This window comes from Mucilaginibacter ginkgonis (assembly GCF_009754905.2).
GTDB lineage: Bacteria > Bacteroidota > Bacteroidia > Sphingobacteriales > Sphingobacteriaceae > Mucilaginibacter > Mucilaginibacter ginkgonis.
Map to the genome: position 1 here is coordinate 1,789,712 of NZ_CP066775.1, position 16,408 is coordinate 1,806,119.

A 16,408-nucleotide genomic window follows, 5' to 3' on the forward strand; every position below is an offset into this window, starting at 1 on the left:
ACAGAAATAGCAATTACTTGTTAAAGAAGGCAACTGTACCCGGGTTTATGCCTACTGTAATATTGTATTCCTTAGCACCTGTTTTATCAAACGCGAATAGCGCTCCGTTCGACGCATAATTTTTAGCATCTGTAATAAAAAATTCACTGTTCACACTATCATAACTAAGGCTATATGGTGTAGTAACTGCAGAAGCGTCTATAAAAGAGGTGTTGGTAAACGCTTGCGTCTTAACATTAAACTGTGCAACCTTTTTATCAGACGTAAGGATGTAGACGTAATCCCCATTCGCTACCAGGTTGGATCCGTAAGCAATGCTGGTGCTGTTTGATGAAATTACCGCGTCTGTATTGTTATCAATAACGGTCATGCCCGGTTTAATGGTATTGTAATCGCCGCTCGACAGTACATAAACGTGGCCTGAACCATCTGCCGCGATACCTGTAGGATTAGCAATTACGGTGATCGTTTTCGTAACTGTTAAAGTATTCAGATCAATCACCGACACCGTTTTATCGGGATTGCCAAATGATAAACCGCCCGAATTTGTTACATACAATTTGTTGTTAGACACCACCATGCGCTCGGGGTTGCGGCCAACGGCGATAGTTTTTGTAACCGCCATAGAGAAGGTGTCGATCACGGCTACATTACCGTCATAAGTGGTTACAAAAGCGTTGCCCTTATCAAACGCGAAACTGCGGGGCTCTTTATTTACGTTTCCGCTTTTGAAGGATATCTGTTTCAATTCTGCCGCGGTTTTTGCGTTTAAGATTTCTACTGTGCCCGACACGTCTACAGCGATGTACATCTTAGAACCGTAGATCTGAAGATCATTTGGTGTATCGCCCAAACCTTTATTATTAGCCTTGGTAAAAATATCCGCGGTCACGGTTTTAGTAGCATAATCGTAATAGCTCAGGCTGCCGTTGTTTGACCCGAAACCGCCCTGATTTAGAATGTAGATACCCGCGCGTTGCACTGTGGTAGTTGGCGCAGGATTGTCCGAATTGTTTTTGCGGCACGACGAGAATATCGATAACAATATCGCGGCTGCCAATAGATTTTTTAAGTTGATGATTTTCATTGTATATGAATTAAATAGTTATTTGAATAGATAAACGGTATGACCTGCCTGGCAATGGATAGCTTCTTATCACCTGGTAATTTTCGTTAAAAAGGTTGTTTACTTCAACTGAAGCGGTATAAGGATAGTGCTTGTTTTGTGATGAATAAATTAATGAGGCGCTGCTCACGCTATACGCCGGCAAAAAGTATTGTGGTTCATTGTTGCTGGTGTAATACCTCGAAGATGATGTATTGAGTGTATAGTATAATCCTAAATTTTTATGGCTTACCCCACCATTGAGCGTGACTAAATTCTTAGGCGTGTAAGGGATTTGGTTAAGGTAATAGCTGTCTGTCGGATTGGTTACATCAACTGCGTCCTGATAGGTGTAAGTAGCATTTACGGAAACTAGCCACTCTTTCGCCGGAACGAGGTGCGTTTTAAAAGTAGCATCCAGGCCCCTTATGTCAACTTTACCCAAATTGGTAACAGATGGTGTTTCGGGCGATCGCGTTGGCAGGTAAATTATTTTATTATCGATGTTGTTGTAATAAGCGTCCGCTGTAAAGGCTACGTCGCTGAACAAGCCATTAAACGTTTTCTGCCATGTAGCGCCCAAATCGTACTGTTTCACCCGTTCTGGTTTTAAATTACGCGGAGCGATGGCATAGTAATATTGTTCTGCAAATGTTGGATACCGGTACACATCCTTGTAAAAAGCCCTTACTTGAAATCCTGATCTTTGAAACGGGTTGAAGCTTGCGGCAATGGTTGGTGTAAATACCGATTGGCTTTGCGCTGCCGTTCCTGATTGTACACGGTCATGGATGTAATTGTTCAACAATGAGCCTTGCAGCTTAAAACGGCCTAAAGAAACGTCACTAGAGAATACATTGTAAAGCGCCAACCGGGTTGGGAACGCGTATGTATAAACGTCTGCAAACAGGTTAGTTAAAGCAGCGTCTGAAGCGTATGCTACTTGCCAGTTGGGTAAGAGGTTGTAACCAACCGAAACGGATTGGTAGAATTCATGCTGTGTATAGTGCTCATTGAGGCCGCCTGTTGCGTTCAAAAAGCTTGGGTCGGTATAGTATAAGTAGTTTTGCGAGTATTTACTGTTAACAAGCAGATGCAAACTATTAGGAGCAACATATTCGTATGATGATTGGATAAGCAGGTCGTGATTTTGCAGACGCTGCACCGACAGTGGATTATAAAAGATCACCGGACCGGGTAATCCCCTGTCGCTGGTGTAATAGTTAAATTGTAGTTTAAATTTGTTACTGTCGGATTTTGTCCAGTAAAGCGCGCCATCTGTTTGAAAAGATGTTACGTCGCTGTTGATACGGGTAGCCAGAGTGTCCGAGCCATCGCCCGCAACTTTGTATTTATACTTTCCGTTGGCACCGGTATAATTCGCGTTGATTACGTAAGCCCACTTGCTACTCACACGCTGCTGATATTGAATATAGGGGTTGATGAGACCGAATGATCCGCCGTTAACACCCAGCAATATTTTATAAGGTTTTAATGCTGTAAGCTGCGGGCGGATGGTTTTGATATCCAGCACGCTGGCCGACGCGAACGCCCGTGCAGGCTGCACAATGTCGGGCTGCTGTCCATTGTATAAAGTAATGCTTTGAATATCATACAGATTAAACTTGCCGATATCTATCTGCCCGTTTTGCGCGTCATTTAACAGCACACCATCATACAAAACACCGGTATGGTTTGCGCCAAGGCTGCGTACTGAAATTGTTTTTAGTCCGCCGATGCCGCCGTAGTCCTTGGTGTTTACACCTGCCAGGTTGCTTGCAATGTCGGCAACTGTAAGGGCGGCATACTTCTTAAAATCTGCGTTTGAAATTTGCTGGCTTGGTGTGGGGTATTGCTTTTTAAGGACGTCGGCATTGATCTTAACCTCGCTCAGTTTGGTTGTGTCTTTCTGGGCCTGAACGGTAAACGTTTGAACGGTTAACGCTATAAGCAGGCAAAATCCGACCAATTTGGGTCGATCGGTTATGTTCTTTGAAAAATAAGCGAAGTACACCTTTACCATCTGTCTTAAAAACACAGGCAACGGGTAATACAAAAAGAATAGAAATACTGCTGGTATTTACGGCATCCTATTCAAGCTTCAATCCCCGAAAGCCATGAATATTATAATGCTATATAGGCAGGTCTTCTGACTTACTCCCCTTGGCCCGGCCTTCCCATTCGTTAGTTAAAGAACAGTGGCATTTTGATTGGGCTTTGGTTACAGAGCACACAGCTGCGGGACAGTGCCGGAATCATCACCGGCTTCCCTTTTAATCAATGATCGTAATTGATCACTGAACCTTAAGCACTGCAAATGTAAAAATAGATTTTAGATTATAGCACGAGTTGGCTTAGCAGGTAGTTTTGTTGTCTGAGGGTAATAAGGCTAAGATAAATTTGTCATTGCGAGAAGTGAAACGACGAAGCTCCCGATAGCTATCGGGACAAAGCATAAAATCTTAAAGAATGTCCTCTGAGATTGCTTCCCCGATGAATCGGGACAGGCCGTGCCTCGCAATGACAAGGTGGGTTTAAGGGCAGCAAAAAAGGCAGACCGAAACCGGTCTGCCTTGGTATTAGTTGATTGTTTGGTATTGGCTTATGAAGAACAGGTAACGCAACCCTCTTCCATCGAGCAGCTTGGGCCGCTGGTTTGGGTTAGTTCAATGCTGCCCAGGTCATTCATCATCTGGGCACTGGTTTCTGCGGCAACAGGCTGGATAACCGGCTCCATTTCTTTGCTGCCTTGTTTCTCAATGGTAAACTGTACCGCTTGTGTAGCCGCCTGTGTACGCAGGTAATACATGCCGGTTTTCAAACCTTTCTTCCAGGCGTAGAAGTGCATAGAAGTTAGTTTAGAATTGTTAGGGCTGTCAACAAACAAATTTAACGATTGCGACTGGCAAATGTATGCGCCACGGTCGGCGGCCATATCGATCAGGCTGCGTTGTTTTATCTCCCAAACGGTTTTATACAGTTCTTTGATATCTGAAGGTATCTCCGGAATGTGCTGTATAGACCCGTTAGCCGCGATGATATTATTCTTCATAGTGTTGTTCCACAAGCCCAGGTTTACCAGGTCTTTTAATAAGTGCTTGTTCACGATCACAAACTCGCCGCTCAATACCCTGCGGGTATAAATGTTAGAAGTATACGGTTCAAAACATTCGTTGTTACCAAATATCTGTGATGTAGACGCAGTCGGCATTGGTGCAACTAAAAGTGAGTTGCGTACACCGCTTTTCATCACCGCTTTGCGCAAACCTTCCCAATCGTGGCGGTCTGTTGGTTTTACACCCCACAGATCGAACTGGAATTTACCTTGTGACAGTGGCGAGCCTTTAAACGTTTCGTAAGCACCTTCTTTCACAGCCAGGTCTTTACTCGCTGTCATGGCGGCAAAGTAAATGGTCTCGAAGATGTTTTTATTCAACACTTTAGCCAATTCGCTTTCGAACGGAAGACGCAGCATAATAAATACGTCTGCCAACCCTTGTACGCCTAAACCTATTGGGCGGTGGCGCATGTTAGATCTTTCTGCCTCTATAACCGGGTAATAGTTGTTGTCTATAATGCGGTTAAGGTTTTTTGTTGCATCGTAAGTGATCTCATATAATTTCTCGAAATCAAATTCCTTGTCCTTAACAAAACGCGGCAGTGCGATGGATGCCAGGTTACAAACTGCAACCTCGTCGGCATCTGTGTACTCCATGATCTCTGTACACAGGTTACTGCTTTTAATAGTGCCCAGGTTTTGCTGGTTGCTTTTGCCGTTGGCAGCATCTTTATATAACAGGTATGGTGTACCGGTCTCTATCTGTGCGTCAAGGATGGCAAACCATAATTCCTGTGCGCGGACAGTGCGGCGTGCACGGCCTTCTTTCTCATACTGCTCATACAATTTTTCGAAAGCTTCGCCATGGCATTCAGACATGCCCGGTGCTTCGTGCGGGCAGAAAAGGCTCCAGTCGCCGTTCTCTTCTACACGTTTCATAAACAGATCGGGTATCCAAAGCGCGTAGAACAAATCGCGGGCGCGCGCTTCTTCTTTACCGTGGTTTTTGCGCAGGTCAAGGAATTCAAAAACATCTGCATGCCAAGGTTCCAAATAAACCGCAAAGGCACCTTTGCGTTTACCACCACCCTGATCTACATAACGGGCAGTGTCGTTAAACACGCGTAACATTGGCACAATACCATTACTTGTACCATTGGTACCGCTAATGTAGCTGCCTGTAGCACGCACGTTGTGAATAGCTAAACCGATACCGCCCGCGCTCTGCGAAATTTTCGCGGTTTGCTTTAATGTATCGTAGATGCCGTCGATGCTGTCATCTTTCATAGACAACAGGAAGCATGACGACATTTGTGGTTTTGGTGTACCTGCGTTGAACAGAGTTGGCGTAGCGTGGGTAAACCAGCGCTCGCTCATTTGGTTGTACGTACGGATAACGCTTTCGATATCGTTTTTGTGTATACCAACAGCTACACGCATATACATGTGCTGAGGACGCTCAGCAATTTTACCATCAAGGCGCAGCAGGTATGATTTCTCTAAAGTTTTAAAACCAAAGTAATCAAAGCCAAAGTCGCGGTCGTAAATGATAGAACTATCCAGTATATCGGCATTCTCTTCAATCACCTGCATAATATCCTCAGCAATCAACGGCATTTTGCGGTCGTTAGCCTCATCTGTGTAATTGTACAACAGGCGCATCGTGTCTGAAAACGACTTGATGGTGTTCTTATGGAGGTTACTTACCGCAATACGGCTGGCAAGCAAAGCGTAATCGGGGTGTTTGGTGGTTAAAGACGCCGCCGTCTCGGCAGCCAGGTTATCCAGTTCTGTAGTGGTTACCCCATCATACAAACCTTCGATCACCTTTTTTGCCACATCAATTGGATCTACCAATGGGCTTAATCCATAAGCCAGTTTTTGCACCCGAGCGGTTATCTTATCAAATTTTACGCTCTCTTTGTTTCCGTTTCTTTTTGCTACAAACATTATCCCCTCCTTTTACTCCGCCCTGCCGCGGAACGTTAATTGTATATATTTTTAATTGATCAGTTTTTCAGTATCGAGTCCTTAGTATCAAAGTATCAAAACTTTGAGTTTTACTCTCCGGCATTTTGTACTTGCTACTTGATACTGGTTACTTGTGTCTTTTCTAAAAATCCTCGTCCAGCGAAAATGCCTGGTTCTCTTTATTTGAACCTGCCAGCACGCCGGATTTTTGATAATCACCTACCCGCTTCTCAAAGAAGTTGGTTTTGCCTTGCAGCGATATCATCTCCATAAAATCAAAAGGATTGGCCGCGTTGTATACCTTGCTATAACCCAATTCTGCCAGCCATCTGTCGGCAACAAATTCAATGTATTGCTGCATCAGGCGAGCGTTCATACCTATCAGGTCAACAGGTAATGCATCGGTTACAAATTCTTTTTCTATTACCACAGCGTCCATAATGATCTTGTGCACTTCGGCCTCGGGCAGTTTATTAGCCAGCATGCTGTAAAGCAAACAAGCAAACTCGCAATGCAGGCCTTCGTCACGGCTGATCAGCTCATTACTGAATGTCAAGCCCGGCATTAAGCCCCTTTTCTTTAACCAGAATATAGAACAGAAACTACCCGAGAAGAAAATGCCCTCCACCGCCGCAAATGCAACCAAACGTTCTGCAAATGAACCGTTTTCAATCCAACGCAGTGCCCATTCTGCTTTACGTTGTACGCAAGGCACAGTTTCTACCGCGTGGAACAAACGGTCTTTCTCTTTAGGATCCCTTATATAAGCGTCTATCAGCAGCGCGTAAGTTTCAGAGTGGATGTTCTCCATCATGATCTGGAAACCATAAAAACAGCGCGCTTCCGGCAATTGCACCTCGCTCATAAAGTTCACCGCAAGGTTTTCATTCACTATACCATCACTTGCCGCGAAAAATGCCAGGATGTGCGAAATAAAATGGCGTTCCCCATCATTCAGGTTGTTCCAGTCTTTCATGTCGCCGCTAAGGTCAATTTCCTCGGCGGTCCAAAAGCTGGCCTCATGTTTTTTATACATCTCCCAAATCTTTGGGTAGTTGATGGGCAGAATCACAAAGCGGTCTTTGTTTTCCTTTAATAATATTTCTTCCTGTTGCATATCGCGCTAATGTTTCTTTCTCAAATTTGATTAGAGACGGCAAGTCGTCGCGGCACCTATGCACCGCGGGAAAATACCCCAATTATCAAGCCTTATGTGTGTAAACGTTTGTCGATGACAATTAATTTACAGTTAAATTTTAGCGTCCCTTAAACTCCGGTCTCACTAAGTTTTTGAACTGCAACCTTTTGGCCTTTCGGGGATAAGCTTCCCTTCTTACGACCATTTGTTAAATTGCCTCTTTGAACTTATCTCAAAGCTAAAGGTTAAATTGCTTCACAGTTAGCGTAAGTTTTAAACAAACAGGCCAGTTATCCACAAAATAAAGCCATTGTAAAATTTCGAATTTGCTCCCTTGCTGCAACGAATTTATTTATGAAACTCATCGTCAGTATCTTATACTTATTAACACCATGTGTATTACTTGCCCAAGCGCCCGATACGATATTTATAAAAAGACTTTTAGATGAAAATAAGCCTTTGTTTAGCCATGTGTTACAACACGCCACACACAACGAGGTGCAGGTGATCTACACGCGCGTAGACCGCGACAAAAACAACATTCCGCGTTTCACTACCTACACCTACCGCCTAAACGCAAACCGCTATTTCTATCCCGCGAGTACGGTGAAACTGCCTACCGCAATATTCGCTTTAGAAAAACTGAATGAACTAAAGGTTAAAGGGTTGACCATGCATTCAACCATGCTGACTGACAGTAGTTTCGCAGCCCAAACCAAAGTTACTATGGATACTTCATCAGCAACCGGCAAGCCTTCTATGGAGAACTATATCAAAAAGATATTACTGGTAAGTGATAACGACGCCTACAACCGCATTTATGAATTCGTTGGTCGAGAAGAGATCAATGAAAAACTAAAAGCGCGTGGAATTAACCAAACCCGAATTGTAAACCGTTTGGCCATTGGTGACGGCGGAGAAAACGCAAGACATACCAACCAGATACAGTTTTACGATGGTGATAAACTGATTTATACCAAACCACCTTTGTATGATCCACACGATTACCCGATGCAGTTGGAGAATATGCTGCAAGGCAAGGGCTATCTTGATCGTCGCGACAGCCTGATCATGCGTCCATATGATTTTACAAAAAACAACGTGTACCCACTGGCCGACCAACAATTGGTGTTGCGCAAACTGATATTCCCGGAAGCTTTCCCGGCCGCCGAACGGTACAACCTTACCAACGATCAGTATCAGTTTATCTATAAATACATGAGCATGTATCCAACTGAAAGCAAAAAGCCGACGTATAACCACCCTGACTATTTTCCCGCTTATTGTAAATTTTTGTTCTGTGGCGGCGACAGCAGCGCAGTTATCGATCCAAACATCCGCATTTTTAACAAAGTGGGCGATTCCTACGGTTACGATATCGATAACGCATACATAGTCGACTTTAAAAATAAAGTGGAATTCTTCTTATCAGCCGTGGTACAATCAAATGAAGATGGTATCTACAATGACAACAAATATGAATACGCCACTGTGTGCCTCCCTTTTTTGAAAAATCTGGGTCAGGTAATTTACTGGTACGAGTTAGGACGCAAAAAAGACCATCTGCCCGATTTGAAGAAGTTTAAGTTTCCTTATTGAACTTGCCTTTAACAATTTTTCATTTCGAGAAAACATCATGATGCCGTTACTGTTGAAAATGAAACATCAACAGAAAAACATCATGGCTATTACAGCATTACAAAAAAGCATAACATTACATGGCGCGGATAACCACTCCGAACCAATAAACTTAAACTGGGGCGAGCGCTACGTATCTATAGCGCTTGGCGCTAAGCTTGCCTTATCGGGCATTACCCATATTTTTAAGCACCCTTTGACCAGCATCATTAAAGTGGGTGCCGGTGGGTATTTGCTTGGCCGCGGCATTACAGGCCATTGCGAGTTATACACCAAGCTAGGCAAGTCTACCACAGAGCCGGTTAATGTGAATATCCGGACCTCATTTGTGGTGAATAAACCGCGAGAAGAGGTCTACAGCTTTTGGAGAAAGCTTGATAATCTACCATTATTTATGAACCACCTGGAAAGTGTAGAAGTATTGGACGAAAAACGCTCGCACTGGGTATTGAAGTTACCTGCGGATGTTACCACCATAAGCTGGGACGCGGAGATTGTAAAAGATGAGCCAAACGAAATGATTGGCTGGAGCTCATTACCGGATTCTACGATTGACAATGCCGGCAAAATACGTTTCCAGGACGGCGTCGAGCCGGGTACGACTTTATTAGATGTAGTGATCAGCTATGAGCCACCGGTTGGCGGAGTTGGTTTCGCGCTTGCGCATGTGCTTAACCCGGTATTTAAAAACATGGTTGAAAAAGATGTCCGTAACTTTAAACAGTACATGGATATCAATGTGGGTGCGGATATATAGATGATAAATAAGGTCATGCCAAACTTGTTTCGGCATCTCATCATACAAGTCTTTAATAATCATGTGAGATCCCGAAACAAGTTCGGGATGACTGGATGATGTTACTACTTAGCCGTTATAACATACGGTTCATACTTACTTTTACGGGCGAAACCAAACATGGTTGCGCCTTTTTTGTAAGGCATGGCCAGGGTGTTGGTGGTGAATTTTACCAGGTTATTAAAGTCTATCTTTTTGCGGTCGAACACAGATTGCGTAACCATCTTATCACCTTTAAAAAGCATCACCAAACAGATGTCGGTCTCGGTATCGACACCGGTCGCCTGGATGTCTTTTTTATAAGCTTTAAGCGTAGCGTCAAAAACACGGTCGTTAGTATATGGGCCAAGTACATAAACTTTATCCCAGTCACCTTCTTTATAGTCAGCTAAATTGAAGGTGCCTTTTTCTTTGTCCTTAAGTTTATCCTTCACGAAGTTGCGCAGGGCACCGCTGTCAATATTGGTGGTACAAGCTGACAATACCAACAGGCCCAAGCAGATAAAAAACAATCTTTTCATATCGATATCAAATTTAACAAAAAAGGCCTTCCGAAATCGAAAGGCCTTTTTAAATATCTTACCATCGCTTATTTTACAGCGTCGATAACTGCTTTGAAAGCTTCGGGATGGTTCATCGCCAAATCGGCCAAAACCTTACGGTTTAAACCAATTTCTTTACCGGCCAACTTACCCATTAATTGTGAGTAAGAGATACCGTGCTGGCGTGCACCCGCGTTGATACGCTGGATCCATAAAGCCCTGAATTCCCTTTTCTTGGTTTTACGGTCGCGGTATGCATACTGTAAACCTTTTTCTACTGTGTTTTTTGCAATGGTGTAAACCTTGCTGCGTGAACCATAGTAACCTTTGGCAAGGTTCATGATTTTTTTTCGGCGTCTTCTCGACGCTACTGCGTTAACTGAACGTGGCATTTTTTGTTGTTTTTGGTAGTGAGTGCCTTGCGGACTTGATTACTCTAAAACCTGGTTAAAAATTAATTACTTACCGATACAAAGCATACGTTTAACATTACCCATATCCGCATCAGATACTAAGCTGGTGTGGCCAAGGGCACGCTTACGTTTTGTAGACATCTTGGTTAAGATGTGGCTTTTGTATGCGTTCTTTCTTGCAATTTTACCTGTTCCAGTAAGCTTAAAGCGCTTTTTTGCACTGGAATTGGTTTTCATTTTTGGCATAAACTATTTATTTAGATTTGAGATGTGAGATATGAGAAGTGAGAAACCTACTCACTTTACACAAAACACATCGTCTGTTAATTCAACTTATTTCCAATAGACGTTGATTTTCTCAAATCTCACATCTAATATCTCATATCTACTTCTTACCAACCTTAGGGGCAACGGTTAAAAACATCCGTTTACCTTCTAATTTAGGCAACTGCTCAACTTTACCAACTTCTTCTAAAGCCTGTGCAAAGCGGAGCAATAGTATCTCGCCTTGCTCTTTGTAAACAATGGCACGGCCTTTAAAGTGTACGTAAGCCCTAACTTTTTCGCCTGCTTCTAAAAATTTAATCGCGTGTTTCAGCTTAAATTCAAAGTCGTGGTCGTCTGTATTTGGCCCAAAACGTATCTCTTTTATAACGGTTTGCTTGGCATTGTTCTTTATCTCCTTAAGCTTCTTTTTCTGCTCGTAGATAAATTTGTTGTAGTCTGTAACCTTACAAACCGGCGGAACCGCATTTGGAGATATCTCTACAAGATCTAGTTCCTGCTGTTCTGCAATGGCTAAAGCATCGCGCAACGAGTATACTCCTGTTTCTACATTATCACCAACTAAACGTACTTCTTGCGCACGTATAAATTGGTTGATGTTATGCTCTGCTTCCTTTTTTTTGAAAGGTGGACGCGGTCCCCTATTAAAATTCGGTTTATTTAATGCCAAGTTAAACTGTTGTTTCTTTTATTATTTGTTGTTTAAATTCTTCTATGGTTAAACTTCCAAGGTCGCCAACGCCATGTTTCCTTACAGAAATTGTGCCTTCTGCAGCCTCTTTTTCCCCCACAATTAACATGTAAGGTATCTTTTTGATTTCGGCATCCCGGATCTTTCTTCCGATCTTTTCATCCCTAAAATCAATAAGACCGCGAATATCGGAATTTTTTAACTCATTTGAAAGATTATTTGCATAATCTTCAAACTTCTCTGATATCGGTAAAATGATAAATTGATCGGGCGATAGCCACAGGGGGAAGTTACCAGCGCAATGTTCTATCAATACGGCGACAAAACGTTCGAGCGAGCCAAACGGCGCACGGTGGATCATTATCGGGCGATGTTTAAGATTGTCGCTGCCGGTGTACTCAAGCTCGAACCGCTCAGGCAAGTTATAATCTACCTGTATTGTACCTAACTGCCACTTGCGGCCAAGGGCGTCCTTCACCATAAAGTCTAGCTTAGGGCCATAAAATGCAGCTTCACCAAGTTCTACAACGGTCTTTAAACCCTTCTCTTCCGCAGCTTCAATGATGGCTTTCTCGGCTAAGTGCCAATTATGGTCACTGCCAATGTACTTGCCTTTATTGTCGGGGTCGCGCAATGAGATCTGGGCAGTGTAATTATCAAAACCCAGGGCGCCGAAGGTATACAATACCAGATCGATCACTTTTTTGAACTCGTCCTTCACCTGGTCGGGGCGGCAAAATAAGTGTGCATCATCCTGAGTAAAACCGCGAACTCGGGTTAGTCCGTGCAATTCACCGCTTTGCTCATATCGGTAAACAGTGCCAAATTCTGCGAAGCGCACCGGCAAATCTTTATATGACCGTGGTTTTACCTTGTACATTTCGCAATGGTGGGGACAGTTCATCGGTTTTAAGAAAAACTCCTCTCCTTCTTGCGGCGTTTTTATTGGCTGAAAGCTATCCTTGCCATATTTTTCATAGTGGCCGGATGTTACGTACAAATTTTTATGGCCTATATGCGGCGAGATCACCTGCTCGTAACCTGCCTTAACTTGCGCGCGCTGCATAAAGTTGGTCAAGCGCTCCCGCAAAGCAGTCCCTTTAGGCAACCACAATGGCAAACCCATACCCACCTTTTCTGAGAAAGCAAAAAGCTCCAACTCTTTGCCCAGTTTGCGGTGGTCGCGTTTTTTGGCTTCTTCTATCACGCGCAAGTATTCTTGCAACTCGCTTTGTTTAGGGTAAGTAACGCCGTAAATACGGGTTAGCTGCTTACGTGTTTCGTCGCCGCGCCAATACGCGCCGGCAGTGTTCATCAACTTTACAGCTTTAATAAAACCGGTATTGGGAATATGCGGACCGCGGCACAAGTCGGTAAAACCGCCCTGGCTATAAAAAGTGATGGAGCCATCGGGCAGGTCTTTGATAAGGTCAAGCTTGTATTCGTCGCCTTTTTCTGTAAAGTATTCTATAGCGTCTGCTTTGCTCACCGGCTTGCGGATAAATTCTTCCTTAGCTTTTGCCAGTTCCAGCATCTTATCTTCAATTTGCTTGAAATGGTCTGAAGAAAACTCCTGGTCGCCAAAATCTACATCGTAATAAAAACCGGTCTCTATAGCCGGGCCTATGCCAAATTTTGTGCCGGGATAAAGCGCCTCAAGCGCCTCTGCCATCAGGTGGGCCGATGAGTGCCAGAAAGTAGACTTTCCTGCCTCGTCATTCCAGGTTAGTAATTTAACGTTCGAGTCGGTTTCGATAGGGCGCTCAGCATCCCAAACCTGGCCGTTAACCTCGGCGGCTAAAACATTGCGGGCAAGGCCCTCTGAAATGGATTGTGCAATTTGCATGGAAGTGATTCCCTTGTCATACTGACGCACGGAACCATCCGGAAGTGTAATGTTAATCATCTACAAACATGATTTTGGCGACCTTTCCCTAAATCCCTCTCCCCAAGGAGAGGGACTTTGAAAAGCCTCCGGGTTCAAAAAATAAAACAATTATATGATCACCTACGGGAGTGATTTATTTCGGGAGCAAAGCTACGATTTTTGATTACACCGATGATAAAGATTGCACAGATTATAAGCACCTCGTAGTTACACCCTGTTCTGAGCCTCTCGAGGCATAACGGTGCCCACCCACCATATTTCGACAGGCTTAATATTACACCCAATTTGGGAATCGGATGGAATCGGCGAAATCGTTCTTATAATCGGTGCAATCGAAACTAGACATTCCCCCAACCGCCGGCCAGCACATCTGCTAAGTGCATGGTTTTAAGGGGAATCTGCTGCTTGTCAATATAGCCTTGTAGCTGTAATAAGCAAGAAGCGTCTGTTGAGATGATGTATTCCGCGTTTACTGATAAGGCGTGGTCTACTTTCTGCTGGGCCATGGCACTTGATATCGCTGCAAACTTAACCGCAAATGTTCCGCCGAAACCACAGCAAGTTTCGTTGTCAGGCATATTCAAAAGTTCTAGCCCGTGCACGTTTTCTAAAAGGCGTCGCGGCTCGTCTTTGATCTTACATTCGCGCAGGGCGTTGCAACTATCATGGTAAACCGCACGGCCTTCCAATTCGGCACCAAAGTATTCGTACTGTAGGATATTCACCAGGAAGTCGGACAATTCATAAATGTTGCCTTGCACCGCGCGGCACTTATTATGTAGTACCGTATTGGTAAACAGATCGCTGTAATAATTGCGCACCATGCCCGTGCACGACGCGGATGGTGTTACAATTACGCTGTCTTCACTAAACTCATTCAGGAATTTGCTGCCTATTTTTTTGGCATCGTCCCAAAAACCGGCGTTAAATGCGGGCTGACCGCAACATGTTTGCTCTGTGTTATAGTGCACATTGCATCCGGCTTTTTCTAAAAGTTTCACCGTACTGAAAGCGGTATCGGGATACAACTGATCTACAAAACAAGGAACAAACAACTCAACTTTCATCAGCCTTAAATTACAAGCCGCTAATTTGAGAACTTTTATCTCTTTTCTCTGCGGTAAGCAAAGTAAACAGCAATATGATGCCGATAACAAAGAATATCGCCAGCACCAGGGCCGAGTTGCGCATGCTTTGCGTTAGCGATTCTACAAAGCCAAAGGTAAAAAGTCCGATTACGATTGCTAGCTTTTCTGTTACATCGTAAAAGCTGAAGTATGAGGCCGTATCTGTTATGTTTTGCGGCAGATACTTTGAATAGGTAGATCGCGATAACGATTGTATACCGCCCATTACCAAACCTACTACAACTGCCAATGCGTAAAATTGCACAGCAAGCGTGGTTAGATACGCGGCAATGCATGCCAGTATCCACAAAAATACCACCCCTATTAAAACGCGCACGTTGCCAAACTTTTCAGAAAGCTTAGACATCAGTGTTGCACCCGCAATAGCCACCAATTGAATTACCAGTATCACCGCAATCAGGTTCTTGGCGGGCAAATTTAATTCCTTGGCGCCGAAGCTGGCCGCCACCAGCATAATGGTTTGCACACCCATGGAGTAGAAGAAAAAAGCCGGCAGGTAGCGTTTCAACAAAGGCATGCTCATTACATGACGCCATACCCTTCCTAATTCTTTAAATCCGCCGCTAAATACGTTGTAGTTTCGGGAAACTTTGGCGTTAGGTTCGCCTTTGGGCAGGCGGGCGAAAGGTATCTGCGCGAAACCCATCCACCATACACCTACGAGCAGAAACGACAGCCGTGCAGGAAAGCTGGCATCTGTAATACCGAATGTTTGCGGCGAAAGCACAAAAACAAAACAAATAACCTGCAATATTACACTGCCGATGTAGCCGTATGTGAAACCCTTGGCGCTCACGGCATCCTGCCTGTCAACAGTGGCAATTTGTGGTAGATACGAATTATAAAAAACAAAGCCGCCGCAATAGCCAATAGCGGCAATACCAAAACAAAGCATGCCCAGCTCCAATGTATCGAGTTTGAAAAAGTACAATCCGCAGCAGGCCAAGCCACCCATCAGCGTAAAAAATTGCATATAGCTTTTCTTGTTGCCCTTGTAATCGGCAATAGAAGTTAGTATCGGCAGCATAATCACTACCAACAGGTAAGCCACTGCCAGGGTATACTCAGACAAGGCAGTATTTACAAACTCGTGCCCAAAAAATGTCACCTTATCGCCGCGCTCTTTTGTGGTGGTGATGGCCGTAAAGTAGGCCGGGAAAATGGTTGATGTGATTACCAGGTTGTACGATGAGTTAGCCCAATCGAACATGGCCCAGGCGCGTATGGTTTTAGGGTTGTTTTTTGCTTCCATGCAAAGGCTAAGTTATACATTTTGATAACCCGTGCAATATTTGAATTGGTAGGCGCACTCCTTAAACCACTGATAATCTTAAAACTTTAATTGGTACTAATTCTTCTTACTTTAGAAAAACTAATTCAACCAATTATGAAAAAACTAATGATCGCCGCTTTTGCTGTAGCGTTAAGCTGCACAGCAATGGCGCAAACCAAAATGGAATCGTCATCTAAAATGCATTCGGACATGAAAATGGACAACTGCGTAATGATGAAAGATGGTAAAATGATGTGCACCAAAAATGGTAAAACCATGGCCATGGATAAAGACATGACCATGAAAAACGGCACAATGGTTATGACCGACGGAACCGTTAAAATGAAAGACGGCAAGACCATGAAGCTTAAAGACGGCGACATGGTAATGATGAGCGGTAAAGTGCACAACATGAGCAAAATGTAATTTTGCTTATTCCAAACGACAAGGCCTTGCAAATTG

At 43.8% G+C, this 16,408-nt stretch carries 14 protein-coding genes and 1 riboswitch; of the genes, 3 read left to right on the forward strand and 11 right to left on the reverse strand.

Annotated elements, in window-relative coordinates; genetic code table 11:
- Positions 1–13 precede the first annotated feature (13 nt).
- The 4 genes from GO620_RS08320 to GO620_RS08335 form a co-directional block, all read right to left on the reverse strand.
- Positions 14–1,087, reverse strand: a complete 1,074-nt coding sequence (locus GO620_RS08320) for a YncE family protein (RefSeq protein WP_157524158.1) — start codon at positions 1,085–1,087, stop codon at positions 14–16.
- Between the two features lie 10 nt (positions 1,088–1,097).
- On the reverse strand, positions 1,098–3,128 hold the full coding sequence (locus GO620_RS08325; RefSeq protein ID WP_157524159.1) for a TonB-dependent receptor: 2,031 nt from the start codon (positions 3,126–3,128) through the stop codon (positions 1,098–1,100).
- 99 nt (positions 3,129–3,227) lie between these two features.
- A riboswitch (cobalamin riboswitch) is annotated at positions 3,228–3,427 on the reverse strand.
- Between the two features lie 280 nt (positions 3,428–3,707).
- Positions 3,708–6,113 carry a ribonucleoside-diphosphate reductase subunit alpha gene (locus tag GO620_RS08330; protein WP_157524160.1) on the reverse strand — a complete coding sequence of 802 codons (2,406 nt, stop codon included), beginning with the start codon at positions 6,111–6,113 and terminating at the stop codon, positions 3,708–3,710.
- A gap of 163 nt (positions 6,114–6,276) precedes the next feature.
- Positions 6,277–7,251, reverse strand: a complete 975-nt coding sequence (locus GO620_RS08335) for a ribonucleoside-diphosphate reductase small subunit (RefSeq protein ID WP_157524161.1) — start codon at positions 7,249–7,251, stop codon at positions 6,277–6,279.
- A 375-nt stretch (positions 7,252–7,626) separates the two neighbouring features.
- Between GO620_RS08335 and GO620_RS08340 the strand changes: the two genes are divergently transcribed.
- Together GO620_RS08340 and GO620_RS08345 are read left to right on the forward strand one after the other, a co-directional pair.
- The gene (locus tag GO620_RS08340; RefSeq protein ID WP_157524162.1) at positions 7,627–8,871 is read left to right on the forward strand and encodes a serine hydrolase; all 1,245 of its coding nucleotides are present in this window, start codon (positions 7,627–7,629) and stop codon (positions 8,869–8,871) included.
- A gap of 58 nt (positions 8,872–8,929) precedes the next feature.
- On the forward strand, positions 8,930–9,667 hold the full coding sequence (locus GO620_RS08345) for an SRPBCC family protein (protein WP_198173528.1): 738 nt from the start codon (positions 8,930–8,932) through the stop codon (positions 9,665–9,667).
- Positions 9,668–9,771: 104 nt separating this feature from the next.
- Here the strand turns inward: GO620_RS08345 and GO620_RS08350 are convergent, their stop codons facing one another.
- The 7 genes from GO620_RS08350 to GO620_RS08380 form a co-directional block, all read right to left on the reverse strand.
- Positions 9,772–10,227, reverse strand: a complete 456-nt coding sequence (locus GO620_RS08350; RefSeq protein ID WP_157524164.1) for a hypothetical protein — start codon at positions 10,225–10,227, stop codon at positions 9,772–9,774.
- Positions 10,228–10,295: 68 nt separating this feature from the next.
- On the reverse strand, positions 10,296–10,640 hold the full coding sequence (gene rplT / locus GO620_RS08355; RefSeq protein WP_157524165.1) for a 50S ribosomal protein L20: 345 nt from the start codon (positions 10,638–10,640) through the stop codon (positions 10,296–10,298).
- A 66-nt stretch (positions 10,641–10,706) separates the two neighbouring features.
- On the reverse strand, positions 10,707–10,907 hold the full coding sequence (gene rpmI / locus GO620_RS08360; RefSeq protein WP_022829872.1) for a 50S ribosomal protein L35: 201 nt from the start codon (positions 10,905–10,907) through the stop codon (positions 10,707–10,709).
- A 139-nt stretch (positions 10,908–11,046) separates the two neighbouring features.
- Positions 11,047–11,616 (reverse strand): translation initiation factor IF-3, encoded by a 570-nt coding sequence (gene infC, locus GO620_RS08365; protein WP_157524166.1) that lies wholly within the window; start codon positions 11,614–11,616, stop codon positions 11,047–11,049.
- A 1-nt stretch (position 11,617) separates the two neighbouring features.
- Positions 11,618–13,543, reverse strand: a complete 1,926-nt coding sequence (gene thrS, locus GO620_RS08370) for a threonine--tRNA ligase (RefSeq protein ID WP_157524167.1) — start codon at positions 13,541–13,543, stop codon at positions 11,618–11,620.
- 320 nt (positions 13,544–13,863) lie between these two features.
- Entirely contained in the window at positions 13,864–14,592 is a 729-nt protein-coding gene (locus GO620_RS08375; protein WP_157524168.1) for a (Fe-S)-binding protein, read from the reverse strand.
- Between the two features lie 10 nt (positions 14,593–14,602).
- Complete coding sequence (locus GO620_RS08380; RefSeq protein ID WP_157524169.1) at positions 14,603–15,925, reverse strand: MFS transporter; 1,323 nt, start codon at positions 15,923–15,925, stop codon at positions 14,603–14,605.
- Between the two features lie 135 nt (positions 15,926–16,060).
- Here GO620_RS08380 and GO620_RS08385 point away from each other — a divergent pair, with 135 nt between their 5' ends.
- Positions 16,061–16,372 carry a DUF6799 domain-containing protein gene (locus GO620_RS08385; protein WP_157524171.1) on the forward strand — a complete coding sequence of 104 codons (312 nt, stop codon included), beginning with the start codon at positions 16,061–16,063 and terminating at the stop codon, positions 16,370–16,372.
- Positions 16,373–16,408: the final 36 nt, after the last annotated feature.